24 protein-coding genes are annotated in these 25,681 nt (G+C 54.9%); 13 read left to right on the top strand and 11 right to left on the bottom strand.

The features are described from left to right. Nucleotides 1-61 precede the first annotated feature (61 nt). The 3 genes from SH248x_RS15055 to SH248x_RS15045 form a co-directional block, all read right to left on the bottom strand. Nucleotides 62-1,150 (bottom strand): sodium:calcium antiporter, encoded by a 1,089-nt coding sequence (locus SH248x_RS15055; protein WP_459555118.1) that lies wholly within the window; start codon nucleotides 1,148-1,150, stop codon nucleotides 62-64. Nucleotides 1,151-1,296: 146 nt separating this feature from the next. Beyond that, nucleotides 1,297-1,554: a hypothetical protein gene (locus SH248x_RS15050; protein WP_459555117.1), complete on the bottom strand. Its 258-nt coding sequence runs from the start codon at nucleotides 1,552-1,554 to the stop codon at nucleotides 1,297-1,299. A 130-nt stretch (nucleotides 1,555-1,684) separates the two neighbouring features. Then, nucleotides 1,685-3,184, bottom strand: coding sequence for an ExeA family protein (locus SH248x_RS15045; RefSeq protein ID WP_459555116.1), 1,500 nt, complete (start codon nucleotides 3,182-3,184; stop codon nucleotides 1,685-1,687). Between the two features lie 619 nt (nucleotides 3,185-3,803). Here SH248x_RS15045 and SH248x_RS15040 point away from each other — a divergent pair. From SH248x_RS15040 to SH248x_RS15015, 6 genes are all read left to right on the top strand, one after another. Next, entirely contained in the window at nucleotides 3,804-4,568 is a 765-nt protein-coding gene (locus tag SH248x_RS15040) for a flagellar hook-basal body protein (protein ID WP_459555115.1), read from the top strand. A gap of 225 nt (nucleotides 4,569-4,793) precedes the next feature. Beyond that, nucleotides 4,794-5,594 carry a flagellar hook-basal body protein gene (gene flgG, locus SH248x_RS15035; protein WP_459555114.1) on the top strand — a complete coding sequence of 267 codons (801 nt, stop codon included), beginning with the start codon at nucleotides 4,794-4,796 and terminating at the stop codon, nucleotides 5,592-5,594. Beyond that, nucleotides 5,594-6,862 (top strand): flagellar basal body P-ring formation chaperone FlgA, encoded by a 1,269-nt coding sequence (flgA, locus tag SH248x_RS15030; RefSeq protein ID WP_459555113.1) that lies wholly within the window; start codon nucleotides 5,594-5,596, stop codon nucleotides 6,860-6,862. The genes flgG and flgA overlap by 1 nt, the downstream gene beginning before the upstream one ends. Before the next feature lie 11 nt (nucleotides 6,863-6,873). Further along, nucleotides 6,874-7,557 carry a flagellar basal body L-ring protein FlgH gene (locus SH248x_RS15025; RefSeq protein WP_459555112.1) on the top strand — a complete coding sequence of 228 codons (684 nt, stop codon included), beginning with the start codon at nucleotides 6,874-6,876 and terminating at the stop codon, nucleotides 7,555-7,557. Between the two features lie 155 nt (nucleotides 7,558-7,712). Further along, nucleotides 7,713-8,810, top strand: a complete 1,098-nt coding sequence (locus SH248x_RS15020; protein ID WP_459555111.1) for a flagellar basal body P-ring protein FlgI — start codon at nucleotides 7,713-7,715, stop codon at nucleotides 8,808-8,810. A 122-nt stretch (nucleotides 8,811-8,932) separates the two neighbouring features. Then, nucleotides 8,933-9,253, top strand: a complete 321-nt coding sequence (locus SH248x_RS15015; RefSeq protein ID WP_459555110.1) for a rod-binding protein — start codon at nucleotides 8,933-8,935, stop codon at nucleotides 9,251-9,253. A gap of 172 nt (nucleotides 9,254-9,425) precedes the next feature. Here SH248x_RS15015 and SH248x_RS15010 read toward each other — a convergent pair whose 3' ends face one another. Together SH248x_RS15010 and SH248x_RS15005 are read right to left on the bottom strand one after the other, a co-directional pair. Next, nucleotides 9,426-10,655: a hypothetical protein gene (locus tag SH248x_RS15010; RefSeq protein WP_459555109.1), complete on the bottom strand. Its 1,230-nt coding sequence runs from the start codon at nucleotides 10,653-10,655 to the stop codon at nucleotides 9,426-9,428. Between the two features lie 173 nt (nucleotides 10,656-10,828). Then, nucleotides 10,829-12,568, bottom strand: coding sequence for a hypothetical protein (locus SH248x_RS15005; protein ID WP_459555108.1), 1,740 nt, complete (start codon nucleotides 12,566-12,568; stop codon nucleotides 10,829-10,831). Nucleotides 12,569-13,141: 573 nt separating this feature from the next. Here SH248x_RS15005 and SH248x_RS15000 point away from each other — a divergent pair. Next, the gene (locus SH248x_RS15000) at nucleotides 13,142-13,429 is read left to right on the top strand and encodes a hypothetical protein (protein WP_459555107.1); all 288 of its coding nucleotides are present in this window, start codon (nucleotides 13,142-13,144) and stop codon (nucleotides 13,427-13,429) included. A 394-nt stretch (nucleotides 13,430-13,823) separates the two neighbouring features. Here the strand turns inward: SH248x_RS15000 and SH248x_RS14995 are convergent, their stop codons facing one another. Further along, nucleotides 13,824-14,039, bottom strand: a complete 216-nt coding sequence (locus tag SH248x_RS14995) for a hypothetical protein (protein ID WP_459555106.1) — start codon at nucleotides 14,037-14,039, stop codon at nucleotides 13,824-13,826. A 79-nt stretch (nucleotides 14,040-14,118) separates the two neighbouring features. After that, entirely contained in the window at nucleotides 14,119-15,075 is a 957-nt protein-coding gene (locus SH248x_RS14990) for an AAA family ATPase (protein WP_459555105.1), read from the bottom strand. A 297-nt stretch (nucleotides 15,076-15,372) separates the two neighbouring features. On the opposite strand from SH248x_RS14990, the gene SH248x_RS14985 reads away from it, so the two are divergent. The 5 genes from SH248x_RS14985 to SH248x_RS14965 all read left to right on the top strand — a co-directional run bounded on the left by SH248x_RS14985 (nucleotide 15,373) and on the right by SH248x_RS14965 (nucleotide 21,707). Continuing rightward, nucleotides 15,373-16,734 carry a PQQ-binding-like beta-propeller repeat protein gene (locus SH248x_RS14985; protein WP_459555104.1) on the top strand — a complete coding sequence of 454 codons (1,362 nt, stop codon included), beginning with the start codon at nucleotides 15,373-15,375 and terminating at the stop codon, nucleotides 16,732-16,734. A gap of 9 nt (nucleotides 16,735-16,743) precedes the next feature. After that, nucleotides 16,744-17,046 carry a DUF167 domain-containing protein gene (locus tag SH248x_RS14980; RefSeq protein WP_459555103.1) on the top strand — a complete coding sequence of 101 codons (303 nt, stop codon included), beginning with the start codon at nucleotides 16,744-16,746 and terminating at the stop codon, nucleotides 17,044-17,046. Nucleotides 17,047-17,105: 59 nt separating this feature from the next. Then, the gene (gene hemW, locus SH248x_RS14975) at nucleotides 17,106-18,248 is read left to right on the top strand and encodes a radical SAM family heme chaperone HemW (protein WP_459555102.1); all 1,143 of its coding nucleotides are present in this window, start codon (nucleotides 17,106-17,108) and stop codon (nucleotides 18,246-18,248) included. An 84-nt stretch (nucleotides 18,249-18,332) separates the two neighbouring features. Continuing rightward, nucleotides 18,333-20,171, top strand: coding sequence for a phospho-sugar mutase (locus SH248x_RS14970; RefSeq protein ID WP_459555101.1), 1,839 nt, complete (start codon nucleotides 18,333-18,335; stop codon nucleotides 20,169-20,171). A gap of 309 nt (nucleotides 20,172-20,480) precedes the next feature. Continuing rightward, nucleotides 20,481-21,707 carry an inositol-3-phosphate synthase gene (locus SH248x_RS14965; protein ID WP_459555100.1) on the top strand — a complete coding sequence of 409 codons (1,227 nt, stop codon included), beginning with the start codon at nucleotides 20,481-20,483 and terminating at the stop codon, nucleotides 21,705-21,707. A gap of 128 nt (nucleotides 21,708-21,835) precedes the next feature. On the opposite strand, the gene SH248x_RS14960 is transcribed toward SH248x_RS14965, so the two are convergent. The 4 genes from SH248x_RS14960 to SH248x_RS14945 all read right to left on the bottom strand — a co-directional run bounded on the left by SH248x_RS14960 (nucleotide 21,836) and on the right by SH248x_RS14945 (nucleotide 24,692). Continuing rightward, nucleotides 21,836-22,108 (bottom strand): hypothetical protein, encoded by a 273-nt coding sequence (locus SH248x_RS14960; RefSeq protein ID WP_459555099.1) that lies wholly within the window; start codon nucleotides 22,106-22,108, stop codon nucleotides 21,836-21,838. A gap of 102 nt (nucleotides 22,109-22,210) precedes the next feature. Next, the gene (locus SH248x_RS14955) at nucleotides 22,211-22,852 is read right to left on the bottom strand and encodes an HAD family hydrolase (protein WP_459555097.1); all 642 of its coding nucleotides are present in this window, start codon (nucleotides 22,850-22,852) and stop codon (nucleotides 22,211-22,213) included. Nucleotides 22,853-23,019: 167 nt separating this feature from the next. Further along, nucleotides 23,020-23,439 (bottom strand): DUF1801 domain-containing protein, encoded by a 420-nt coding sequence (locus SH248x_RS14950; protein ID WP_459555096.1) that lies wholly within the window; start codon nucleotides 23,437-23,439, stop codon nucleotides 23,020-23,022. A 305-nt stretch (nucleotides 23,440-23,744) separates the two neighbouring features. After that, nucleotides 23,745-24,692, bottom strand: coding sequence for a site-specific tyrosine recombinase (locus SH248x_RS14945; protein WP_459555095.1), 948 nt, complete (start codon nucleotides 24,690-24,692; stop codon nucleotides 23,745-23,747). A 360-nt stretch (nucleotides 24,693-25,052) separates the two neighbouring features. Between SH248x_RS14945 and SH248x_RS14940 the strand changes: the two genes are divergently transcribed. Continuing rightward, nucleotides 25,053-25,631, top strand: a complete 579-nt coding sequence (locus SH248x_RS14940) for a protein-disulfide reductase DsbD domain-containing protein (RefSeq protein ID WP_459555094.1) — start codon at nucleotides 25,053-25,055, stop codon at nucleotides 25,629-25,631. Nucleotides 25,632-25,681 lie beyond the last annotated feature (50 nt).

Raw genomic sequence — 25,681 nt, 5'->3', positions numbered from 1 at the left:
ACTCAAACAGCCCTCGATCATCGAGGGCTGTTTTTTTTATGCCCATCGTATCACGACTGAATTACGTCACCTGCGATTTGACTCGTAAAGAACGAGCCATGCTCACCACGAGAATCACCAACGCAATAGGCAATGCAACGTAAACCGCAAATTGACCGACTTGCTGAGCCAATGGATTTCCGGTGGTCGAGAGAATCAGGTAAACGGTGTAGAGAATGTAAAAGCCAACCAGCATCAGTCCTTCCCAGCGAGCGATGACTCCGTAGCTGGCAAAGATCGGCAGGCAGATGAGAGCAGTCCCGATCATGACAGGCAGATCGCGCTGAAACATCGACGCTGCCACTTGAATACCCGGAGAAGAAAAGACCGCAGCGGCGCCCAGGACACCGAGGATATTAAACAAGCTCGACCCAATGACATTTCCCACCGCGATATCGCGTTCATTGCGCAGAGTCGCGACGACCGACGTCACCAGTTCCGGTAGTGATGTCCCGGCTGCGAGGATCGTCAAGCCAATGACCGTCTCGGACAGCCCGACATTTCTGGCGATCTGCACGGCTCCTCCCACAAACCATTCGCAACCGAAGACCAGCAGTAGCAGACCGACCGCGATGATTCCGACTTGCGTGAGCAAATAGCGGAACGTGGGCTTGACGGGCTTGAGGTCGAGTTCGTGAGCCACCGTCTCGGTCGTCTTTGAATCCTTGCGTCCCATGAAATACGCCGCAGCCGTGTAGAGCAACAGCAGCGACAACAGGACGATGCCCTCGGGACGATTAATCCAGCCGTCAGCGGCCACCAGCGGGATCAGCAGCGACGCCGCGATCATGCACGGCACATCAAAGCGGATCATCTGACGTTTGACGATCAGCGGGCTGACAATGGCAGAAAGCCCCAGGATCATGAGGATGTTGAAGATGTTGCTGCCAACGACGTTCCCCAATGACAGGTCGCCCTGGCCTTTGAGCGAGGTCGAAATCGACACAATCAGTTCCGGCGAACTGGTGCCGATCGCCACAACGGTCAATCCAATGAACAGCGGCGAGAGCTTAGCCGCTGCGGCCAGCTTGGAAGCTCCTCGCACCAGCAACTCACCTCCGACGGTGAGTCCAGCCATTCCTCCGACAAGTTGCAGTATCGTCATCAACATCGTGGCGCCTTTCCGGTCGCAGTGCGCAGCAAAACACAGACACGCCATCACGGGGTGTCATACGAGTTTAACGCGACAGGCAGGGAATTGGATCAATTTCGGGCGCCAAATGCCCTCAAGATTCCGTCGAATACGACGAAGCAGGCTTACTTATCCGTGATCGTATTCAGCTTCCCGATCACGTAAGTATCACTAAAAACGACTTTCCCCGTTGTAAAGACACGCCCGATCAGAAGGCTGTCTTTGACGAGGGTCTGCTGGCCGTAAAAGTGATTGTTCCCAATCACGATGCTTTGTTTGATGACGGTTGTGCGTCCATAGCTGTCAATGGGCCCCACATGGCCGACGATCTCAGCATCATTTGTGGTGGTCAGCAAAAAAAGACGCAGTATCATTTCCAGCATTGTTCGCTCCTTGGGGCTGACAGACGGGACAATCCAATCGTCCTATCATCCCAAAGCGAATCACGAATTCCTAGCGGGCAATCGGGGCCTAAATCAACTCTTCACAAACCGATGACCGCGACTTCGAGTCTTACTCATCATCCGGCATGACGACATCGTAGTGCTCAAATCCGGGCTCGAGTCCGATCGTGTCAGCATCTTGAGCAGCCAGACTCAACAGCAGAGTCTTGTCCTGCTCGATCTGATCCATCGCTTCCCGAAGACGTTGCTGAGGCGTTTGTCCCAGATGCAGTGACAACGTGCGCTGCTGAGGCAGCGGCGTTTCCGACTGGTGAGCCTGGATCTGGTCGAGCAGGTCCGCGACTTCGTGAGTCAGTGCACTCAGTGGATCGGTTGATGGCTTTACAGCCTGAGGCTGTGACGCTTCGAGGGTGATCTTCGTGGGCTGACTCTTCAGGTGCATCAGATGTCGTTTGTAGTCCAGATGCGCGTACTCATCCTGGATCGCTCGCTCGCCGGAGTAAGCCTTCTGGGCAACAGGAACCGCCGGCGTTGGTGTGGCAGCAGGACGTTCCACAATCGGCGTGATTTGCGGTTCATCACGATGAAGCGAAAACGTGACCAGGTCATCCTCCTCGTCGAAGAATTCTTCGTCGTCGTCATCGGAACCGCCGATTTCAAAGACAGTGGTCTCCTCTGACTCGAAGATCGTCGTTGTTTCAGGCTGTTCGTCATGGTCGACGATTTCAATCGTCGATTCTGGCTCAGCGTTGGCCGTCGCGGCTGTCGGTGTCAGCAGTTGTGGGATCGACCAGTTGCCCGGAAGTTTCTGCAACTCTTCGAGAGCCTGCACGATGATCTCAGGCGGTATGGGCTTCTTCTGCAGCGCGTATCCGATTTCCAGAGCCGTCTGGGCAATCAAATTCAAGGCATGTGGCGAGCCATCAGCGGCATGCAGAATGAGTTCGACGGCTGCGTCTGTGAAGCAGGTGGACAGGTTGCTGCCCGCCTGTAAGAGACGGAAGCTCAGATAGTTGATAGCTTCCTGACGCGCAAGCGGTTCAAGTGTCAGGTGTTGTCGCAAACGTTGATTGAAGGCATCCAGGGCAGGGGAGGTCAGCTTTTCTTCGAGCTTCAACGACCCGGCCAGAATGAGTGAGTAAAGTGGCTTATCACCTGCCATGAAGTTCATCAGGCCGCGGAGTTCGTCGAGCAGGCGCTCGGGCAGCAGGTGCGTTTCATCAATGAGGATCAATGTCCCCTTGGAGTGGCTGGCGTTATTGCGAAGAGCCGAGATGACTCTCAGTCGCAGTTCCTGTTCGCGCATGCCGGTGTAAGGCTGGTTGAGTTCAAAAAGCAGCGACTGCAGGAGGTCCGCGCGAGTTGCGTAGTTTGGGGTGGGCAGGTAGATGACGCTGTGTTCGCTCTTGTACTTCTCAGCGACCAGACGCAACAGCAGCGTCTTCCCCAAGCCGGGGCCTGAAGTCAGAACGCTGATTCCTTCGCCTTCTTCAATGAAGCGACCCAGTTCAAACAGAGCAGACTGAAACCCAGAGCTCAGAAAGACTTGCCGCGGATTGGGAGTCAGCGTGAACGGCTTCGTTCGACATTGAAAGTATGCTGGATTCATGGTCGCCCTGTGAATGGAATGGGCAGGAAAACTACCGGCAGAGCCGCGATCAGACAAGCTGACTTTCCCGCTTCGTATCGAAAGGCATTGATGTCGGCGCAGTCGTTACCGCCAACATGTGTGATCCTTATCGTCTAAAATCGCCCTGAGAGAGCGTCGCCTTGAGAAGAATCGTTGCAACCCTCAGAGTTTCACAGGACTGTCACGACGAACACGTGATCGAAAGACTGGAACGCAGAGGTAACGGAGTTGAGCAGAGGTCGCAGAGGAGAATTTATTTATTCATCAACGTCACTCGTCGACTTTACGTACGTTTTGGAGCTCTTTTCTCATTCAAAGTATTCCTAAGCTTTCTTCCTCAGCATCCTCTGCTTCCCTCCGCGTGCTCTGCGTTCCAGTCTCTTCTTTTGTCTTTTCTCTCTCAGAAACGCTTCATTGCATGCCAAGCAAGCCCGCCAAAATGTTTTGTTAAACTTTAATGATTGCGCAAAGTTTTCTGATTCCGCAGGCTTTGCTAGTCGATAACAGACGAAGAGAAGCGATGCGCAACGCTTCTCTCCCACCTCTCCTGCACCTCCCTCCACCTTCCCACATCTCCTCTCTCGCCTGGATTCTTCCCATGCTATTCGGCTTGTATCACTCCTCGCACGGCGCCAATGCAATGGCTCACCGTCTGGACGTGATCGCCAACAATATGGCGAACACGGATACGGCTGGTTTCAAACGAGATCTGGCCATCTTTCAGCAGAGCGCACTGTCTGAAAACTTGCTGGCGCCCAATCCTGAAAATCTCCAGAACCACGCCGGCGTCGTCGGGATCGCAGAGACGGTCACCGATTACTCGAACGGCGGACTCGAACAAACTGACGGCGCACTCGACATCGCCCTGATGGGCCCGGGTTTTCTCCGCCTTGCTCCCGATGCCGAGGGCAACGAACTCTTAACTCGCAGCGGCAAACTCTCCATCAACGGCGTCGGACGCCTCGTCGAACTGACGACCGGCCGCGAAGTCATGCAGCCGACCGATACGCCGATCGGAGTGCCGCCGAACCTGTCGGATATTGAGATCAACGAAGTCGGGATGGTCATGGGAGTCGATGACCGAGGCGTTCGCATTCCTCTGGGACAACTTCACCTCGTTCAACCGGATGACTTTCATAATGTCGAAAAGATCGGCGAGAACCTGTATGGCGTCAACGGTGATCTCGAAACCGCTGGCCCTGACCTGACGGTTCACCAGGGCTTCATTGAACGCAGCACAGTCCAACCCATGATGGAGATGCTCGCGATGATCGAAACATCCCGACAGTTCGAAGCCAACATGAACATGATCCAGTACCAGGAACAATCCCTCGGCCAACTTTTACAGACGATGACCAGATAGCGGGAGATGAGACAGCACGCCTAGACATTGTTTAGCGAATTGAACTCGTCCTTGCCTGTCGCCCACCCTCATCCGTCGGCGAAGCACCGCCACCTTCTCCCCTCAAGGGAGAAGGAACTGAAAACGGCTCCCCTCAAGGGAGAAGGGACAAGATGCGGCTCCCTTCCAGGGAGACGAGACAAAAGTTTTCCTAAGCCCTAAGCCCCATACCCTAAGCCCTCCCCCATGAGCTACCGAGCAATGTATTCAGCGGCCTCTGGCATGGAAGCCTTCCTCTTCCAGCTGGACACGGTCGCCAACAACATGGCGAACGCCGGCACGACCGGCTTCAAGCGGTCACGCGCCAACTTCGAAGACCTGTTCTACGAGCATTACAAGCTCCCCGGAACAGTCGATGGGAACGGCTCTCGAACGCCTGTCGGAATCTCGGTCGGTCTTGGTACCCGTGTCCAAAGTACCCAGTTGGACTTCCACGAAGGAAGTTTGCTGCAGACTGGCAAGCAGCTCGACGTCGCGATCGCGGGCGATGGGTTCTTCGAAGTCACTGACAACGTCAACACCTACTACACCCGGGCCGGGAACTTCACCGTCAATCCCGATGGACAAATTGTTCTGGCGTCTGCGGATCGTGGTCGCTTCCTAAATCCAGGGTTTACCGTTCCCAACGACACCATCGACATCTCGATCACCAGCGATGGCGTGGTCCAGGTTCTTCAAGCCGGTCAGACGACGTATACCGAACTCGGGACAATCCAACTGGCGAAGTTCCCGAACCCGGAAGGTCTTCTCCAGGTCGGGGACAGCCTCTATCAGGAAACCCCTGCCTCGAACTCGCCGATTCGTTCGAACCCAGGGCTGGATGGCAACGGGACACTCCGACAAGGCTTCCTCGAACAATCGAACGTCGAGCCAGTGGTCGAACTCGTTGACCTGATCAAGACACAGCGAAACGTTGAATTGAACAGCCAGGTCATGCAGGCCAGCGACCAGCTGCTCCAGCTGCTGACGAACTTGAGGCGATTCTAATGAGCCGTAGTTTCACTCTTCTGATGATGATGGCGATCATTGCCGGGATGACTTCCGCGGCGATGGCAATCGAGATCCGTCTGAAGGATCGTGTGGAACTCCCGTCAGATCGCGCAATGATCACACTCGGCGATATCGCAGAGATTCGTGATGAAGATCCTCAGCGTGTCGAAGCCTGGAAGGCCATCAACATTCACCCGGCTCCTGCGTCTGGAAAAGAAGTCCTCCTCGATTACACCACCATCACCAACCGCCTCCAGGCTTCCGGCATGACGCTCGTCGATGCGGACTTCCGTGGCTCGAACCGCGTGGCAGTCCGCTCAGGTGGCGCCGCGTTGCAGAACATGCCCGGCGATGCCAACGCGGCTCGACGTCAGCAAGTCCTGAACCTGCTCGACACGCAGTTGAAGAAGTATGCCTCAGAACGCATGCCACAGCTTGGCGCGTTTACCTTCCAGGTCCAGGCCAGCCCGGAAGCCTATCAGGCTCTTTCAATGGCAGTGCCCGGCAGCCTGCAGATGAATCTGGTCTCTCTCGATCAGACCAACAAGCTTTTCGATGCCCACATCGTCTTCCAGGACACCCGCAACATGCAGGGGCAGGTTTCGATTCGACTGCTGCTCGAGCCGTATCCTTATGTGCTCGTCAGCCAGGGCATGATGCAACGCGGCCAGATCATTCGCAAAGAAGACCTCGCCTGGATCCAGCTCACCGACCAGCAGCTTCTCAACGCTCGCAATGCCGGCTTCCAGAAAGATCCTGCGGTCCTCATTGGAACCGAGGTCATGAAGACGATTCGTCCTCAAGAGCCGATCACGGGGGATCAGATTCGCAAGTCGCCTCTTGTCCGCAGCAATGAAATCGTCACTGTGACCGTCAATGTCGCCTCGTTTGCGATCAGCCGACAATTCCGCGCCCGCAACGATGCTGCCATTGGCGAAAGCGTCACCCTGACAACACTCGATGGCAAGGAAACGCTGACAGCGACTGTCAGTGGCTATCGCACGGCTGTCCTCTCAGACGATGTCGCCGCGAAGCCCACCTCTGGCGTGCGGACCGCCGATGCCCAGGCCAGCGAGATCTCGCTGACGTCCGACCTGTCTTCGAATACATCACAGATCCCGATCATCAATGCCTCCTCATTGTCACAAACGTCGGCCTCGTCCGCGACGCCCACGAATTTCGTTCCTCACTCCAATCAGGCCCATGTCATTCCGAACCGCATCATCCCCGACCGCGCTTCAATGACACGACCTGAGTATCGATAAGGACAATCGTCATGAACCAACGGCAGATCATTTCGGTGGCTTCGGTCGTCCTGATGTTTTCATTGGGGCTTGGGCGAGTAGAAGCCCAGGTCGGCGTTCCTCTGCCGACGTCAGGCAACATGGCCAGCGCTGCTCCGAGCGGACCTCGCGTTCGTGACTACTCCTGGATTCTCGTCGAGCCGCCCGAGCAGAAGGTCTTCGCAGTCAACGACATCGTCACGGTCCTCGTCGACGAAAAAGCCCTGATGAACGTCAACTCCCGCTTCAATCGTCAGAAGACTGGCCAGATCAAAGCCGAGCTCAAAGAGTTCATCCGCTTGACCGACGAACTCGATCTGAAGAACACAGCCTCGACCAGCCCGACCATCGATGCCAACCTTCAGGGACGTCTCAACGGGACCGGTACCCTGACCGAGAGTGAAGGCATCAACTACCGCATCGCCGCCACGATAGTCGACGTCATGCCCAACGGCTACCTCGTCCTTGAAGCCCAGAAGACGATTCAAACCAACGAAGAGTTCTGGGAATACTCACTGTCCGGGATCTGCCGACCTGATGATGTGCTGAAAGACAACACCGTGCTGAGCGAGAACATCGCTGACCCTCAGCTCAATAAGAGACAACGCGGCCGGATCTTCTCCTCCAGCAAACGCTCCTGGGGCGTGAAACTGTACGACTGGCTGTCGCCGTTTTAATGAATCACTCGGGCGTAGGGTGCTGGTGAGTCTTCGAACCGCACCAAATGCGTGTTGAACAGTCAAATGATGTTCGTATCCACAATTGGTGCGGTTCGCAGAGCCTCACCAGCACCCTACCTTCAATCAGAAGACTGCGTCTTAGTGAGTTGGTTATGAAAGTCGCGTCGCTGTTTATCGTAAGTCTGGTGTTGTTGCTGATCAGCAACAGCGCGGTCTTTGCACGCGTCAAGCTCGAGAACATCTGCCAGATCTACGGCCAGAAAGAAGTTCGACTCACAGGCATGGGACTGGTCGTCGGACTGAACGGCACTGGCGATGGCGGGAAAGCAATTCCAACGATTCGCGCTCTCGGAGCCGTCATGCAGGCCATGGGCGCACCTGTGCTTGATTTGCGGGAACTCAACAACGCTGACAACGTCGCGATCGTCCTCATCGAAGCGACGATTCCGCAAGGTGGTCTTCGTATCGGTCAAAAGCTCGATTGTTACGTCAGCTCCTACCTGGGAGCCGAAAGTCTCCGCGGCGGGCGACTTCTCATTTCTGCCATCCAGACCGCCAACATTGCCGATGACCGCCTCATCGGAACCGCAGCGGGGGCACTTGTCCTGGAAGATCCGACCGCGCTCACCGGCGCCCGCATCCCCAACGGCGTCATCATCGAGACAGACCTCACTCAGAACGACGAGTTCATCAATAACATCGTCCGCGTTGAGAAGGGGATGTCGTACTTCACACTGCTGCTCGATGAAGCCCACTCCAGCTTCCTGTCATCAACAGCTGTCGCGGATGCGATCAACGACAACCTTTCCTTCCAACTCGAAAACCGACTGCAACAAATCGCCAAAGCTCGCACGCCGGGAGTCATCGATATCATGATCCCGCCGCAATACTTTGATGAACCTGTCGAGTTCATCTCCGAAGTCCTGCGCGTCTGGATCGATACGCCTCACACGCAGGCCAAAGTCATCGTCAACAACCGCACGAAAACGGTCATCGTCACAGCAGAAGTCGAGATCTCCCCCACGTTGATTGCCCACCCGAATCTCGATATCGCGATCGGCGGCATGGGCGGAGTCGCGCCAAGCAGCTTCGAAGTCCTCGACGACCCGATGGCCAATCAGCAAACCGCTCGCCTCGACCAACTCATCCGCGCCCTCAAACAACTCCGCGTCCCGCCGGAAGGCATCATCGAAGTCCTCCGCGAACTCTCGAAGACTGGCAAACTCCACGCCGTCTACGAAGAACGATAGAAATAGTAATTGGTAATTAGGAACTAGTAATTAGCCGATCCGCTTCGCTGAGCTGATTCATTTTCCTGTTCTGGCCAATTTCTAATTTCCAATTACTAATTTCCAGCTCCCGGAATCCCCCCATGGCCACATCATCCCTCCTCGGCTCGTCCATGACCCAGTCGCCTCTTCTGGCGGCAGGCGAGAAGCCACAGGCGCCCGGCAAGCTGACATCCAAGGATGCCTTCCAGGACTTCGTCGCGGGTACCTTCTTTAAAGAAATGTTCAAAGCCCTTCGCAGCGCCGAAGGCGAAACGCCCTACATCAACGGCGGCCAGGCCGAGAAAATGTTCCGCAGCCAGCTCGACCAGAACATGGCCGAATCGATGGCCAAAACCCACGGCGCCGCCTTCAGCAACGGCCTCTTCGAGCAATTCCAACATAATCTCGATGCGAGAGTGTAGGCAGGGGAGGGCGAACCTCCGTGTGAGCCGCTTCTTTGCATTGCGAAACAGCAGCTGTGCAACCGGCGATGATAGCCTCGACGGCTTTCACTTTTGCTAACGTGCTTCGTCGATCCGTAGAAGCACCATTGCAACGCGGGACAGCGGCTCGGACGGAGCCTCGCCCTCCCGGTTACTTCGACGCACTCTGCGTCCCGCTTTTTGCTTCCCACGCGCGCCAGAAATCCGATGGTCGCTGATTCCGCCACATTGACAACGCGTTCCCGACGTGACTGTAGAACGTGTACATGTCGAGGATCTCTTTGTCTGACTTGTTGACGGTGTTCTCGATACACCAGCGAGCTGCTTTTTCGATCGTCTCCTTCGGCGGGTGCAGCGACTCAGGCGCAATCGACAGCCACTCGATATGGTGACCGGTCGCAATAACTTTGTCTTTCAGCTCATCCGCTTTGGGATTCTCGACAGCCGCTTTGCCATTCTTCCAATCGGATGACCAGTGACCATCTTCGAATTGAGCCGCTGTAATCAGATCGCGGACATGTTCGAGATGACGATAGACCAGCTTGGCGACATCGTCGGAGAGGATCTGATACTCATCATGGAGTCGCAGCAGAACCATCAGCGAGTAAACGCGGTGCGTTCCACTGCAGACACCTTTCTCGAGTTCGCCACGCAGCAGACGCTTGGCGAGCAGGTCAAACGAATACTCGCGTCCCTCCGCTCCCATCCAGGTTTTATTGGGAGGTAGCCACAGACCGAAGCCGAGGGCAGTCCATTCGGTTTCGCGTTCATCAAGTTCGAAGTCGCGGATCGATTCGACGAGGACATCGCGGAACGTCATCTGTCGACCAAACGGCGTAAAGACAGGTTGATTGAGCGGCACACCTGCCTCGCTCAGGCAGGCGAGCATGTGGTCATGGTGCACCGAGGTGCCCAGTTCGCGTCCCCACTTCACACCGACCCCAACAGGTCGATCTTCCAGCAACGCCGCATTTTTACGTTTTGACCACGATTGAATGTAGGTCGCATGGTTGGTCAGGAACTCCATCATCTCCTGCCCGGAGATAGCCTCTTTGTCCGAGAAGGTCGCATCGATCGACCAGACCCGCAGAGCATGCTCAACGAAGTTGGGCTTCGTCTCGACATGCGAAAATCGCGGAATGATCTTCCCCAGGACCGCAGCCAGTTCTTCATCGCTGACAAGTTCCGGCCGATCATACAGCGGCTTGATCCGCAACGGCTCTTCGCGAGGAATCGACAGCGTCACCGACATCGCAGGCGCAATGACAACCCGCTCCACATCTTCCTTCGCACGAGCAAACGGAGTCGTGCAAAGCGCGACCACAACACACGCCGCAATGACCACCTGAGAGACAACAATCAACCGAACGGAACGTTTCATATCGAAAGCCTTGATGAGGCGGTATCAAAATTGTCCCTTCTCCCTTGAGGGGAGAAGGTGCCCGAAGGGCGGATGAGGGTGAGCGCCAGGCATCCGTTCGCTAACGCTGTCTAAAGAATCGGGAGGCAAAAATCAGCCCTTCTGAGTTTCCAACAGTGAAAGGCAACGTCGAATCAATGCGCATCCGCTGCTGGCTTCGCATCATCCACACCCGGAATCGGCTCGAAAACCGCATCCGGATTCATCGGATCGATGATCGGCTTCTTCCGTCGGAACACCGCCCCCACGCGGTCTTCGTACATCAGTCGCCAGTCTTTGTTTTCTTTCAGACGATTGATCAGCCCACGTCGGAAAGCATGATCAATGATGACGGTATTGATGCCATAACGATCCAGCTTGTCATCCCAGCCCGTGACGGCCTGCGCGATCGACAGGTAATCCTGCCAGACTTCCCGCGGCACCATGTGAGCATGCGAGTTGACGAAGACCTGCAGCCCGTCTGGTCCCGCATACTGCAGATAGTCACCCCACTCATAGGTATTGAAAACGAGACCCGTCGGCGGGTGATCATTCAGATAACGAGTCAGATCAAACGGCGTCTGATCAGACAGCGCACTTCGAGTCGACTTGATCGCGATCGCTTCGTCCTTGGGAGCACCATGAATCATCTGAATCCCGAATGGCGTGTAGGCAAAGAAGATCCAGGCGAGTCCAGCCGAAGCAACCGTCCACAGTCCCGTACGACCAGAGACATCTTCCTCGCGAGCAACAACCGCCATCGCAATGCGTTGTTTGTAAATCGCTCTCAGGTGAACGACAGCTGTCCAGGCTGCAATCGGTCCCCACCAGACCAGCATGCGCGACGTATGTGCTGACCAGAGGCCAAACCCGACGACCAGCAGCCACTCACTGGCTCGAATGCGTCGAGGCGAGTTGCGGTAAAGAACAACCAGGAGAATGACCATCGCAGCAAACAGCTTACCCTGCTTCATGCTCAGCGTGAGAGGTTCCCACTCAACGAGAGCAGACAGATTCGGATTGCTCGAGATCAGCATGGTGACAGGATAGATATCGAAGCCCTGCGGATTGACCAAGACAACCGCAGCGGCGAGTTCCATGAGGACAAACCACTGCCAGCTCGACCAGCTGCACAAGGCGTTCTTCAAGCTGCCAGCAGCGATGGCGAGATCGAAAGTGCGTCCCACCCAGACAGCGCCAAGGAACACCAGCCCGACCGGAAACGAACCATGCAGATTCGCCCAGATGAGCATCGTGATCGGCACAACAAACCAGGCCGCTTTGCTGACTCGCGAGGTCGTGCAGCTCAGGAAGATCGGCAGGAAGCAAAGCAGTCCAAAGTTCTGCGGACGAACAATCGACAACGGCGTCAGTTCAATCAATGCGAACAACGTAACACCAACAGCAGCCACGATATGGCTACGGGAGTAACGGAACATCGTGATCGCAAAGATCACCAGCATCAACGTGATTGGCAGAGCATAGGTGAGTTGCAGTCCGGGAATGCCGAATGCGTGATCGATACCAAACAGCAGGAGCTTGCTCCCCCAGGCGGTATCGAGGTAACGCATGCCTTCCGAGAGTCGCATCAACGGCTCAGTCGCAGGAACCGACCCGGTTTCCCAAATCGTTTTCCCGTAGACGATATGCCCCCACAGGTCCGAGTGATACAGATCCTGATAGCTGAGCAGAGCAAAGGCGAGTCCCAGCCCCACCACCCACCAGACCCCGGTCTTGCTGGTCTTGAACCAGTCGGGAGTCCGGTCGACGAGTTTCGACGGATCCGCAGCAGGGTGATCCCCAAACAGGGCGGCGTCTTGATGTTCCGGGACATCGTCATGAGTGTGGTCAGAGCCAGCATCCATGGCGGAAGTTTCTTTCGTGACGATCGACATGGCGGGACAGTTTCCGTCTCGAAGCAGGTACGAAATCCCGGCGCGCAGACGCCGGCGGTCTCATTCAGCTTAGACTGGAATTCCAACGCCCGAACAGCACTCTCCTGGTCACAGACAGAAGATCGCATCAACTTGTCCGCAAAGGAGGCTTGTAGCGATTATAACAGATCGTCCAGGTCGCTTCTCAATGCCGTTTCACCGGCAGTCCCGGCAAAAGAAAAGACTGGAACGAAGAGCACGCGGAGTTGAGCAGAGGTCGCAGAGAATGACGCCCAGAGTCAACGCAAACCCGCAGCGAGAACTGACAAAAAGAGTGATTTTGAGAGGCTTTCTCTACGAGCACTGCTCAACTCCGCTTACCTCTGCGCTCCATTCTTCTTCTATGGTTTCAACGCAGAGTCAGATTGTGGCCTCGTTCGTTTCTTTCTTTGGGAGAGGCTGTAGCGATTGTAACGAAATTTCCTGATGCAGGGGCAGGCCGATGTCGATAATTACGAGGAACGACGCGTCATCAGACATTTCGTCACGCTCAAGATACTTACTCAGTTTCACGTTCGCGAGGGGGTTCTCACGATGAGAAAAGCACTGTTCACGATGGCCTTTGCGCTGTTGTTATCAACGTCAGCCGGGAGCCTCTTCGCTCAAGGCGGCACTGGTCAACCGACCGAGTGGAACAACTTCATGTACTACCCGTACGTGTATTATCCACAAAACTTTCAGGCTCCAGTCCAGTACGATCACTTGTACTACCGCTATCCTGAAGAACGCCGAATTCCTGTGATGAACAAGAACTGGCACAACTTCTACACCATGCCCCGCCCGTACCACAAAGGGTACCACTTCACTCTGGACGTGTTTTAACAGTCCCGGGTTTGAACGAACAAAGAAAAAACCTCGATCTTTGGATCGAGGTTTTTTTGTTTTCACGGGAGTGGAGTTGTTCTTGGGTTGAGAAGTCTTTGTCCTGGGCTTCTCACTTCCATGACAATGACATCAGAGCCTCGAAGAACGTAAACCAACCGGTATCGCTTACCAGCTGGCGTCTTGAAATAGACTTCATGCAAAGGTTCTGAAAACCGTTTTGACTCTGCTGACTCACTAAACGTATCAGCATGTGATTTTAAAGGCTCGATGGCATGTTCATACGCCTCGATCCACCGAATCACTCCATCGGGAGATTTTTGTCGCAGCCACTCACGTATTTCGATGATAGATCGATACGCTTTATTGGTGGCCTGCACTTGGAAACGCAAGGTTAAAGCCCTTCACGCAATCGTCGCGAAACTTCCTCTGCAGAAATCGTTCGCCCTGCTTCGAGATCTTCAAAGCTTTGTTTTAAAGACTCGATCCAATCTTCTTCGTCGAGCCACTCCGCAATAACCTCCCGAGGCGTGAGCCCGGGTTCTCGCTCGAACTTGCTTCCGACGAATTCGTAAAATGCTTTTAGATCTGTATTTGGTCTTGAAATCATAGACTGTTTCCTTCGATCAGGATTTTGGAGTCATTCTGACCGAATATCACAGACAAAAAAAGATGAAAGCCTCTCTTACCTATCGTGGCACCGCAATCCGGCTGAGCAGTTGCTGAATAATCCCCTTGGCTCGCTCGCGTTGACCTTCACGGATCAATCCTGTCACCACGATCCGGTGAGCCAGGGCAGGGATCGCGAGTTGTTTGATGTCGTCGGGAATGACGTAATCGCGGCCGTTTAGAAATGCGTACGCCTGCAGCGACTTGTAGAAAATGATCGCCCCGCGGGTACTGACGCCAAGAGCCAGTTCATCGCTTTCGCGGGTCGCCGTCACGATTTCAAGAATGTAATCATTGAGAGAATCGTCAACGCGGACCTTCTTGACTTCATCCTGTAATGCAGACAGTTGCTCGGCGTTGATAACGGGCTTAATGGCGGAGACCGGTTCGCCGCTGCGGTGGGAGATGAGGACTTCTTTCTCGTATTCACGAGACGGATAGCCAATCTCGATCCGCAGCATGAAGCGGTCGAGCTGGTTCTCGGGGAGAGGATAGGTGCCTTCGAATTCGAAGGGGTTCTGAGTCGCGAGAACGAAGAACGGACGCTTCAACTGATACGTCTTGCCATCGATCGAGACCTGACGCTCGCTCATTGCTTCGAGCAGGGCGCTTTGTGTTCTCGGGCTCGTCCGGTTGATTTCGTCAGCCAGGAGAACATTCGTGAAAACAGGACCTTCGCGGAACTCGAACTCACCCACATTCGGGCGAAAAATACTCGTTCCGATAATATCCGAGGGAAGCATGTCGGGCGTGAACTGCAGGCGGGCAAACTGGCAATCGATACTCGCGGAAATGGCTTTCGCCAGCGACGTTTTTCCCACCCCCGGCGCATCTTCGATCAACAGGTGACCTTCTGCAAACAGTGCTGTGATCGCCAGCTTGACGGCGTGTGGCTTTCCCAGAACAGCCTGATTGATATTGTCCAGCAAGGCGGCAACGAGTGACTGACTCGCCGATGAACTCGTCTGTGTCGACACTGAGATCTCCGATCAACTTGTTTCCAGCAACTGGACGTTCGCGATTCCCTGCGATGGCAGGCCAGAAGGTCTGGCATTCTGACTGTCAGGACTTTTGAGACGGGTCTGATTGATGTGATCAGGCGCCTCGTGCCCAGCCTCGTCCGTTTCCAACATACGCCAGCCACGGCGTTTTTGGAAATGTGCGACCAATGAGTTTTGTGAGAAGGAGAAAGTTTTTACCCCTACACCTTGTCCCTGCAGACATGCTGCGGGCACAATAGGGAATGTTTCCATTCTCATTTGCGACGGTAGTGTATGTTCAGTTTCTGCGTTCGTCAGTATTGGCTCTACGTTGTCACTGCCTGCCTGATGGTGGCAGCGGGTTGCAAGCCACGCGTTGAAACTCCCTCTGAGGTCGTCGCAACTCCTGACCACCAGAACATTTCAATTCCTCCCATCAACGTCGATGAATCTGATTGGCCTTGGTGGCGTGGATTTGACAGAAACAATCGTACGAACGTCCAGGCGGGAAAACTCCCTGACCGGTTGACCGATCATTCGCGACAACTCTGGACAGCCGACATCCCAGGAAAAGGTCGGTCGACTCCGATTATCGTGAAAGACGTGGCTTACCTCACATCGGGGGTCGAATCGCAGAACCAGGCGCAGACGGTCCTCGCCTTTGATACGAACAGCGGGGCGAGATTGTGGGAAACGATTGTTCACAATCAAGGTTTTGATCCCAAGTCGCACGAAGAAAATTCCCAGGCCTCGCCCACGATGGCCACGGACGGGGAAAGGCTTTACGCAGTATTCATGTCTCATGGCAAAGTCCAGGTGACTGCCCTCAGTTTTGATGGAGACATCTTGTGGACAAAGCCCGTGGGGCAATTCCACTCCATGTTCGGCTTCGGTCCGTCGCCGCTGGTGTTTGGCAATGCTGTTTATGTGGCTGTCGATCATGATCAGGGCGGGTTTCTATGTGCGATCCGTCGCGATACGGGGGACGTGCTCTGGTTGAAGCAGCGTCCGGCCCGGACGAACTTCGCGACGCCCGTTGTCGCCCAGATCAATGGCCTGCCGCAGATTCTCATCACCGGCGACCATCACCTCATGAGCTACGATGCCCGCACTGGCGAATTTCTCTGGAAAGTCCCTGCCCTCGCGGAAACCATGGTCGGGATGCCAATTCTACTTGCGGGTCAAGATGGGAATGCCCGCGTTTACATCTGCTCGGGTGGTTATCCGGAAAGTGAAACGATTGCCTTCGATCTCACCCAGTCGCCACCCGCTCGGCTGTGGAGCAACAAGGAGAAACTTTACGTCCCATCCCTGTCGATCAGCGATGACGAACAGACCGTCTATGGGATGGACGACGAAGGGATCGCGATGGCCTGGTCAGTCGACAAAGGCAAGACGCTGTGGAAAAAACGCCTCGGCGGTCCACACAGTGCCTCCGGCCTGCTCGTTGGCGACCGCTATCTCACAGCCAGTGAAAAAGGAGACATCAAACTGCTCCAGGTCACCCCCAAAAAAGCAGACGTCCTCTCCGAAGAAAAACTCGGTGACGAAATCTACGCCACGCCCCTGCTGGTCAAAGGCAAAATCTATATCCGCACCGCGTTTCGCAACGACGGCGGCTATCAGGAAAAACTGATCTGTATCAAGGCGGATTGAAAGACACCGATGTCACTGCCGCTCGAATCGCATGTACATGGCATCCTGCTGCACGTTCACGCCCAGCCGGCGGCGAAGAAAAATGCGATCATCAAAATTCATGACGGACGCCTGAAGGTCGCTGTCACCCAGGCTCCCGAAAAGGGCAAGGCCAATCAGGCGATCATCGAAGTGCTCGCCAAGTCTCTCGGTCTGAAACGATCGCAAATCTCCCTGCTCACCGGCGAACTCAACTCGCACAAACAATTTCTGCTGACGGACTGTCAGCTCGACCAGATCCACGAAAAACTCACGTCTCTCTTGATGGGGTAATTGTTTCCCAGCGCTCGATGGTTCTTCCTATTGCCGTCGCTGCGACTACAATAACCTCCATGATCCCGCGGAGTTGCTACGTCCACGTTCCCTTTTGCGTCCACCGCTGTGGCTACTGCGACTTCACGCTCGTGGCTGGACGAGACGACCTCATCGGCCCCTATCTCGAAGGCATCGGACGCGAACTCCGTTTCGTCCTCGGCGAACCTGTTGAACGGTTGGAACTGGATACCTTCTACTGGGGTGGCGGGACTCCGTCGTACCTGAATCCCGACCAGCTACGCCAGCTGAACCAGACGCTTCGCTCCCGCTTTGAACTGGCAGCTGATGCAGAGTTCACCGTCGAAGCCAACCCGCATGGACTCGATGAATCCCGCATCCAAACCCTCGCAGATCTCGGCTGCAACCGGATCAGCCTCGGCGTGCAATCGTTCGACGCGAATGTCTTGAAGACCCTCGAACGTGATCACTCTCCCGAAGACATCCAAACCGTCGTTCAACGACTCCGTTCTCGCATCGACAACTTCTCGATCGACCTGATCTTCGGCGTCCCAGGCCAGACTCTCGATTCTTACCGGACGACTTTAGAGCAGGCCATCGACCTTGCCCCGCGTCACCTTTCAACCTATGGGCTGACGTTCGAGAAAGGCACCACTTTCTGGTCTCGTCGCGAACATGGCAGTCTCCAGCAGGTCGATGAAGAACTCGAGCGAGATCTCTATGCCTTGACCATCGAACGCCTCGAAGCGGCTGGTTATCGTCAGTACGAAGTCTCCAGCTTCGCCCAGCCCGGATTCGAATCTCGACACAACCAGGTCTACTGGTCGGGCAAGCCCTATCACGCCTTCGGCCCCGGTGCGTCTCGTTACCTGAACGGACGACGCGACAACAACCATCGTAGCCTGTTCACCTGGCTGAAACGCCTTCAGGACAACGCATCTCCCGTCGGCGAATCAGAAACACTCTCTCCTGAAGATCGAGCCCGTGAACTGATGATTCTGGGACTGCGTCAGATCAAAGGGGTCTCTCACGCGAAATTCGAAGAATTGACAGGTTTTGCCCCAAAAACGCTGATGGGGAAATATTTCTCAACGCATAGAGACAACGGCCTGATCGAAGATGACGGTCATGACGTCAAAATTACCCCCGCAGGACGCTTTATCGCCGACTCCATCGTTGTCGACTATCTCCGCACCGATTAACCTGAATGTCGCGTCTGGAAGGTGTTTTCTATCTTCCTCCGGCCAATTACTAATTCCGAATTACGATTTCCGGGACCGGCTTTCATGAAAATCTACGATTCCGCTGATATCGAAACCGCCTGGCAATCGGCTCAAAAAGCTCAAGCAGAAGGTAAGCTCTCTGCCAGCACGTTGGGCAATCTTCAACCCTGGTTGACCCAGCCGCACTTCGATCATTTCCGCTGTGAAATCCTGCAGATGATCCAGGGCGAACGCTGGAAGCAGCTGGAAGAGTCCTTCTGGGAAGTGATCGCCTTCGGAACCGGCGGCAGACGTGGTCGCATGGGCGAACTCGGCACCGCGACCATGAATGCCCGCACGGTCGCAGAATCGGCCTACGGGTTAGGGGCGTACTTCCTTTCCACCAGCGGTGGAAAACCCGGTAAGGCGGCCATCGCTCACGATTCTCGCAACCGCTCATCCGAGTTCGCCAAGATCACCGCCTCTGTTCTCGCAGCTCAGGGGTTCATGGTCTACTTCTTCAGCGAACACCGCTCGACACCAGAACTCTCCTTCGCTGTCCGTTATCTGAAATGCGACGTCGGCGTCGTCATCTCCGCATCTCACAACCCCCCATCGGACAACGGCTTCAAGGCGTACTGGGCCAACGGCGGTCAGGTCCTCGCCCCTCACGATAAGGGGATCGTCGATCACGTCTACAAGTCGAAGCAAATCGCGATGGTCGAATTCGATGACGCCGTCAAAGCTGGCACGATTCAGATCATCGACAAAGAGATCGATGACGCTTATGTCCAGGCCGTGCTAGCAATGTCATTGACGGACAACCGCGAACTCAACGCCGTCTACACCCCGCTGCACGGCGTCGGCGAAACCTGCTGCTATAAAGTCCTCACCGCTGCTGGCTTCAAGGGAATCGAAATCCTCGAAGAACAACGGACTCCCGACGGCAACTTCCCGAACGTCGACGCTAACTTCCCGAACCCCGAACGTCCCGAAGTCTTCAAGCAGGCAATCGCCAAAGCCAAGCAGACCGATGCTGGCGTCATCATGGCGTCGGACCCGGATGCAGACCGACTCGGCGTCTGTGTCAAAGACAAGACGACTGGCGAGTTCGTCCACCTGACTGGGAACCGCATCGGTGCTTTGATCGCTGATTACGTCATCTCCAAGCGAGCCGCCAAGGGGGATCTGACGCCTGAGCATTACGTCGTCGAGACCCTCGTCACCACACCATTGATCGCAGACATCGGGCGTGCTCACGGCCTGAAGGTTGTCGACAACCTGCTCGTCGGCTTCAAGTACATCGGCCAGACGATGGATCAACTCGGAGCCGAGAAGTTCGTCTTCGGAGCAGAAGAGTCTCTGGGCTATCTCGCAGGTGGGTATGCTCGTGATAAAGATGCCGGGATCGCCGCTCTTTACCTGGCAGAATGTGCGGCCGAACTGGCTGCACAAGGCAAGACACTGCTCGACCGCCTCGACGAACTCGCGTTGACCTATGGCTATTACCTCGAAGGCCAGATTGCCAAGAGCTGCCCGGGAGCAGATGGCAAAGCCCAGATCCTGAAACTGATGGCTGCCTTCCGCAAGAATCCACCGTCAAGCCTCGCGGGCATCGAGATGGCCAACGTCGAAGACTTCGGCACTCACGAAGTTCGAACGCTGCCAGCCAATACGAAGGTCAACAATCTCCCAGAGCCACAGGGCGATCTGATGATCTTCACGACCAAGCCCGCTGAAACACAGATTCGTCTGGCAGTCCGCCCCTCGGGAACAGAGCCAAAGATCAAGTTCTACCTGTTCGCCAACACAAAGGTCGGCGCACCGGAAGATCTCGAAGCCGTCAAACAGAAAACCCAACAGCGCCTGAACGATTTCTCAAAGGCCCTGTCCACCTGGATGGACGAAGTCATCGCGTCTTAGGCGAGCGGGGGTATCAACCCCCTGTCTTCTTCATCTTCTCGATCAACACACCGCAACGGGAGGGCGAGGCTCCGTCCGAGCCGCTTCTTTGCATTGCGAAAATTTAACTTCGAACTGAGCGATGATGGCCTCGACGGTTTTCTGATTGCGAACTGTTCAAAATCGAATAATCAAGGTGCGATTGCAACGCGAGACACCGGCTCGGACGGAGCCTCGCCCTCCCGGTGAACATCCATTAACACACCCAACATCCTGTCTTCCATAGGACGTTCCAACGCGAACGTCACCCACCACGAAAGCCCACCTGACATGTCCACTCGTCGCATTGGTCTCTGGCTCGTCGGAGCCTGGGGAAACGTCGGCACGACCGTCGCTGTTGGTCTGGCTGCCCTCCAGAAAAAATTGATGCCCACCACCGGGCTCGTCACCGAACTCCCGATGTTCGCCAAAGCTGGCCTGCCCGAGTTCACTGAATTCATCGTCGGCGGTCACGAAGTTCGTCCCAATACGTACTACAACGCCGCCCAGACGCTGTGGCAGAACTCGCGTATGTTTTCGCCCGATCTTCTCGACCAGGTGGAAGATGTCCTCGAATCCTTCGACGCGAATGTCCGCCCCGGAACCCTGGTCAACGTCGGCAACGCGATCAACACCATCGCACGCCAAGGTGGCTCATCGCAGGAATCGACAACAGAATCTCCTCTGGCTGCCATCGAACGCCTCACCGCAGATCTCGTCGGCTTTAAGGACACGCTCAAGCTCGATCACGTCATTGTCGTCAACCTCGCGTCGACGGAGCCCGCTTCCTCGATTCCGCCCAACGATCCCGTTCTCGCCACTTGGAAAGCCCTCGAAGAAGCTCTTGATTCCGAGAAGCCTCTCGACCTGCCAGCCAGTTCGCTCTATGCGATCGCCGCGTTCAACTCTGGCTGCACCTACATCAATTTCACCCCCTCCGTCGGCTCGAACCTGCCTGCTTTAGCGGAACTAGCTGACCTGCGGAAAGCCCTCCACGGCGGACGCGATGGCAAGACCGGCGAGACGCTCCTCAAGTCGGTCCTCGCTCCCATGTTCCGAGCACGTAACCTCGAAGTCAAAAGCTGGGTCGGCCACAACATCCTCGGCAACGCCGACGGTCAGATCCTCAACGACCCGAACAACAAAGCTACCAAGGTTAATTCCAAGGACCGCCTCCTGGGCGAGATCCTCGGCTACAAGCCGCAGTCCCTGGTCTCGATCGAATACATCGAGTCGCTGGGCGATTGGAAAACCGCCTGGGATCACGTCCACTTCGACGGCTTTCTTGGTACCCGCATGACGATGCAGGTCACCTGGCAAGGCTGCGATTCTGCCCTCGCAGCTCCTCTGGTCATCGACCTGGCCCGTTTGGCAGACCGTGAAAAACGAGCCGGTGGATCAGGCGTCATGTCGTTCCTGAGCTCATTCTTCAAGAGCCCGATGGGAACCGACCTCGCCGAGTTCGCCGCCCAGAATCTCGTCCTCGCCGACTGGGCCAAGAAAGCATCTAAGTCGTAGGGTCCCGCTGTGCGGACCGTTAATCGACAAGCATCTTCGGCACAACGATCAAGTGTCTGGAGCTAACACTCACCTTCTCTGATCTTAATCCGCATTAACGATCTGCACAGCGGACCCTACGCGATGCCTCACAGCGGATTCTGAAATCCCATCACCTGAAACCGCGACAGCTCAGCGGTCGTTGTCAGCTTGATAGCGGCGATGTTGTCGTAAGCGATCATAACCTTCCGGGCATTCGTGCTGTCAGGCTTATCGCGCTCGACAAGCAGGATCCCACCCGAAATCATGAAGTTCACAAACGGGATCGTTTCGCCAAAAGTCGTGACGAGCATGGCTTGTTTAGGCATTGCATCGGGCCAGTTTTCAAACAGACTGCGCCATGTTGTGCCGGTCGAACTCATCTTAGATTCCTTGGGGAACGGGAAGTGATGAGCGGCATCTTAGTCTGTTGGAAATGCAGCAGCAATTGTGATCGCCACAATTGCCTCTCTTGACATTCCGCCTTACATAGACTTGGGAGGCGTGATTCGTTCCGGCTGATAAAACTGGCGGACATCGATCACTTTCATCCCGGCGGCCTTCGCAGCGATAATTCCGGGATCGACGTCTTCATAGGCCATGCACTTCGTCGGGTCAGCACCAATCCGCCGGGCTGCTTCCAGGAAGATGTCGGGAGCAGGCTTGCCGTGCTCGACATCCAGTGACGTCACAATGGCGTCGAAACACTCAAAAATCCCGATCTGCTTGAGCAGCGGGTAGCACAGTGACGGGATTCCCCCGGTCGCGACAGCCATCGGTCGAACGCCGTGCAGTCTTTTGACGAGTTCGACCATGGGCTCGATCGGGCGAACGGTGTGCATCAGCTCGACGAACAAGGCTTCCTTCTTGTCCGAGATGGCTTTGATGTCGTGGTCGACACCAGTCTCGGAAATGAGAAGGGCAGCGACTTTGTGGGTGGGCCAGCCACCTAATGCGTAAAAGCGATCTTCGTCGAAATCGAACCCATATTCGCTGGATATCGCAGCCCAGGCACGAAAATGCGGGGGCATCGAGTCAGCCAGCGTCCCATCGCAATCAAACACAAAACCATCGATGGACTGCAGCTGAGATTCGGTCAGGTGAAGGATCTTTTCGGCCTCGTTCATGATCTGAAGGTAGCACATTTCGATCAGGTCGAAAAGTAGCGGCCTATCGAATGAAAAAGGGAATCATTAGGAACGATATTCTTTGCCGCCGAAAAGGGGGGCTAGGCAAATAGATAATGTGTAGTGTATTTATATGTCACTTGTTGAGTGAATCTAGCTACACATGGCTAGGAGCGTTTAGTTGGATCACCTAGTTCTTTATTCAGCTTCACTGCTGACTTGAGTAGTTCGCGAAACTGTGGCTTCTGAATCTGGGCAATGTCCGTCAGTTTGACATGCCGCATGCGATCCATGGATTTCTCAAGCAGTTTCTTCGGGTCAGCGACCTGATCGCCACGCCAGAAGCCGAAGTTGACCTGATTGCGAAATGCTTTGATAAAACAGAAGGGGCCATTGAGTTCATAAACAGGCTGGCCCCACTTGATCGACTCCTCGGCTTTGGGAATCGTGGATGTCACCAGTTCCCGTAATTCGCCGACGATTTCTCCTCGCCAGTCACCGAGTCGTTCAATGTACTCGTCGACTGTCTTCGCTAATTGAGGAGTCAAATTGCTGGAAGGTGTCACCTTCGCTTTAGCGGCTGGCATGGGCTTTTTCTTCGGCATAACGGACCCGCTTCACGTCAAATGTTTGATGGGTCACGAAAGGGGAGGTCAATCAGGGGAGGAGAACCACCCAGGGCTTTCTTGCGCTGCAACAAAGTTCTGCATGCAGTTGGTGGTGTTGTTCACCAGCTTATTAGCTTTCACAGCGAATGAATTATACGCTTAAATGCTAAACAGCTAACAACATAAGTAGCAAAAAGGCCCTGAGTTAACTAGTGTTATCTGTTGAGAGAAATCCTTTGTCAATCTTGAGGATTCCTAAATATTTCATAAATTGTTGAATTCACTCACCCGCGTGGGTGGAATTTCTTGTGAATGGCTTTCAGGCGGCTGTTTTCTACGTGCGTATAGATCTGCGTCGTTCGAATACTGGCATGGCCCATCAGTTCCTGGAGGGCACGAATTTCGGCTCCACCGGCCAGCATATGCGTGGCAAAGCTATGGCGCAGGGTGTGGGGACTGACGCCTTCACCGCAGCCAATTCTCTGTGCGTACTTCGTGACCAGCTTCCAGATCACAATGCGACTGAGTCCACGTCCGGATCGGTTGACCAGGAGAACCTCGCTGCCTGCTTTCGTCGTCAACAGAGGTCGTTCGTGCTCCAGATAAGCTTCCAGAGCAGCCCGAGCAACCCCGTTCAATGAAACCAGGCGCTCCTTGTCTCCTTTTCCAATCACGCGACAGAAGCCTTCCTCCAGCGAAATACTGTTCAAATTCAAGGAAGAAACTTCCGAAGCCCGGCAGCCGGTCGCGTAAAGCAGGCACAAGAGGGCCCGGTCTCTGAGTGGAAAGCGATCCGTCGGACCCGGGGCAGACAACAGTTCGTCCACTTTCTCCGGACTGAGGACCTTGGGGAGATACTGCCAAAGCTTAGGCGAGTTTAATAAGTCGACGATGCTTTCCGTCAGCTGGCCTTCCAGAACTAGATAGCGAAAAAACATCTTTAAGGAAACAAGATGGCGGGCAATTGTCGTCGTGGCGAAATTCTGCTCGTGCAGGTGTTTCAGGTAATCACGAAACGCTGACAACGGTAACTGGGAGAACAGGCCAAGCTTGTTTTGACGATGCCATCCTAAAAAACGCTTTGTGTCTGTGCGGTAAGCTGAGACGGTATTTCCAGACATGCCGCATTCGCGTTCCAGGTAAAACACGAAGTTTTGCAGCGAATCGCCTTGCGCCTCTTCTCCCCGCGGCATGGCGGGGGAATCGCTCACAGGACGTCGACGCGGTGGCATAAAAGGCTTTCTCGTCGTGGTTTAAGACGCAAAATGAGACAAACTGGCTCAGTTCAGTTTCGGTATGGGGGGCGGACGACTTGAGATGCAGGGGAAACTTGCATGACTTAACGATTAACTAATATGAGAACTTCGTGTCATCCGTCTTTAGGGAAAATATTGAAAATGGAGCAGACGGGTATTTTTACGCCGTGTGCAATGTGTGCATTCAGGTGAAAATGGTCGTCAAGCCTGACATCTTGTCAGTCGTGATTTTTGGCTTGATGGCAGGGATGTCGCAAAAGTAGCCTCGTCTCAAGTTGATGGGTGCCTTAAGATGGAAGCCATTGGAGTTATTCATTTTGATCAGGAGATTTACGGATGAAATCCGTCGTATCAGTCATCGCAGTACTTGCATTTGGAATGTTGTCGACGCTCTTCGTTACACCAGCCAATGCCCAGGCGCCTGCCGAGCCATCACTCGTCACGGTCAAGACTTTTATGGCTGCGTCAAAACTCGCGCCTGGTCAGCCTGTAGAAGTATTGATTGTCGTTCAAGTGCAAAAGCCATGGCATATCAATTCTAACCCTGCCAACCCTGATTACCTAATTCCTACGGAATTCAAACTCGTTGCCACCGAAGGAAGCAAGGTCGATCAGCTGAAGTATCCCAAAGCCGGCACGATCAAGATGGATGGCATTGATGAGCCGGTCCACGTCTATGAAGGGGAATTCGCGATCTTTGGCAAGATCACTGCACCTGCGGAAGCAGCTGGCAAAACTGAGTCACTTGATATGCAGCTGCATTACCAGGCCTGTAACGATCAGAAGTGTCTCCAGCCGAACAAGGTCTCCATCAAAGGCAGGGTCCCTGTCGCGGCTGTCGGGGAAGCTCTCGAACCTCAGAACCAGAAGTTGTTTGAGAAGTACCGCCCCAAGCCGGAAGAAAAGAAGAAGTAGTTGACCTTTTCGGTCGATTTCCGCGTCAGGAAGTGGAACATATCGCAACC

Source organism: Lacunimicrobium album, from assembly GCF_052161635.1.
Lineage (GTDB): Bacteria > Planctomycetota > Planctomycetia > Planctomycetales > Planctomycetaceae > SXPC01.
The sequence above is the reverse complement of the archived record's forward strand: the minus strand, read 5'-3'. Positions and strand labels throughout refer to the sequence as shown.

Excerpts from the sequence above, each read along its gene's own strand:
- SH248x_RS15055 (WP_459555118.1), bottom strand. The coding sequence starts at position 1,150 with ATGTTGATGACGATACTGCAACTTGTCGGAGGAATGGCTGGACTCACC.
- SH248x_RS15050 (WP_459555117.1), bottom strand. The coding sequence starts at position 1,554 with ATGCTGGAAATGATACTGCGTCTTTTTTTGCTGACCACCACAAATGAT.
- SH248x_RS15045 (WP_459555116.1), bottom strand. The coding sequence starts at position 3,184 with ATGAATCCAGCATACTTTCAATGTCGAACGAAGCCGTTCACGCTGACT.
- SH248x_RS15040 (WP_459555115.1), top strand. The coding sequence starts at position 3,804 with ATGCTATTCGGCTTGTATCACTCCTCGCACGGCGCCAATGCAATGGCT.
- flgG (WP_459555114.1), top strand. The coding sequence starts at position 4,794 with ATGAGCTACCGAGCAATGTATTCAGCGGCCTCTGGCATGGAAGCCTTC.
- flgA (WP_459555113.1), top strand. The coding sequence starts at position 5,594 with ATGAGCCGTAGTTTCACTCTTCTGATGATGATGGCGATCATTGCCGGG.
- SH248x_RS15025 (WP_459555112.1), top strand. The coding sequence starts at position 6,874 with ATGAACCAACGGCAGATCATTTCGGTGGCTTCGGTCGTCCTGATGTTT.
- SH248x_RS15020 (WP_459555111.1), top strand. The coding sequence starts at position 7,713 with ATGAAAGTCGCGTCGCTGTTTATCGTAAGTCTGGTGTTGTTGCTGATC.
- SH248x_RS15015 (WP_459555110.1), top strand. The coding sequence starts at position 8,933 with ATGGCCACATCATCCCTCCTCGGCTCGTCCATGACCCAGTCGCCTCTT.
- SH248x_RS15010 (WP_459555109.1), bottom strand. The coding sequence starts at position 10,655 with ATGAAACGTTCCGTTCGGTTGATTGTTGTCTCTCAGGTGGTCATTGCG.
- SH248x_RS15005 (WP_459555108.1), bottom strand. The coding sequence starts at position 12,568 with ATGTCGATCGTCACGAAAGAAACTTCCGCCATGGATGCTGGCTCTGAC.
- SH248x_RS15000 (WP_459555107.1), top strand. The coding sequence starts at position 13,142 with ATGAGAAAAGCACTGTTCACGATGGCCTTTGCGCTGTTGTTATCAACG.
- SH248x_RS14995 (WP_459555106.1), bottom strand. The coding sequence starts at position 14,039 with ATGATTTCAAGACCAAATACAGATCTAAAAGCATTTTACGAATTCGTC.
- SH248x_RS14985 (WP_459555104.1), top strand. The coding sequence starts at position 15,373 with ATGTTCAGTTTCTGCGTTCGTCAGTATTGGCTCTACGTTGTCACTGCC.
- SH248x_RS14980 (WP_459555103.1), top strand. The coding sequence starts at position 16,744 with ATGTCACTGCCGCTCGAATCGCATGTACATGGCATCCTGCTGCACGTT.
- hemW (WP_459555102.1), top strand. The coding sequence starts at position 17,106 with ATGATCCCGCGGAGTTGCTACGTCCACGTTCCCTTTTGCGTCCACCGC.
- SH248x_RS14970 (WP_459555101.1), top strand. The coding sequence starts at position 18,333 with ATGAAAATCTACGATTCCGCTGATATCGAAACCGCCTGGCAATCGGCT.
- SH248x_RS14965 (WP_459555100.1), top strand. The coding sequence starts at position 20,481 with ATGTCCACTCGTCGCATTGGTCTCTGGCTCGTCGGAGCCTGGGGAAAC.
- SH248x_RS14960 (WP_459555099.1), bottom strand. The coding sequence starts at position 22,108 with ATGAGTTCGACCGGCACAACATGGCGCAGTCTGTTTGAAAACTGGCCC.
- SH248x_RS14955 (WP_459555097.1), bottom strand. The coding sequence starts at position 22,852 with ATGAACGAGGCCGAAAAGATCCTTCACCTGACCGAATCTCAGCTGCAG.
- SH248x_RS14950 (WP_459555096.1), bottom strand. The coding sequence starts at position 23,439 with ATGCCAGCCGCTAAAGCGAAGGTGACACCTTCCAGCAATTTGACTCCT.
- SH248x_RS14945 (WP_459555095.1), bottom strand. The coding sequence starts at position 24,692 with ATGCCACCGCGTCGACGTCCTGTGAGCGATTCCCCCGCCATGCCGCGG.
- SH248x_RS14940 (WP_459555094.1), top strand. The coding sequence starts at position 25,053 with ATGAAATCCGTCGTATCAGTCATCGCAGTACTTGCATTTGGAATGTTG.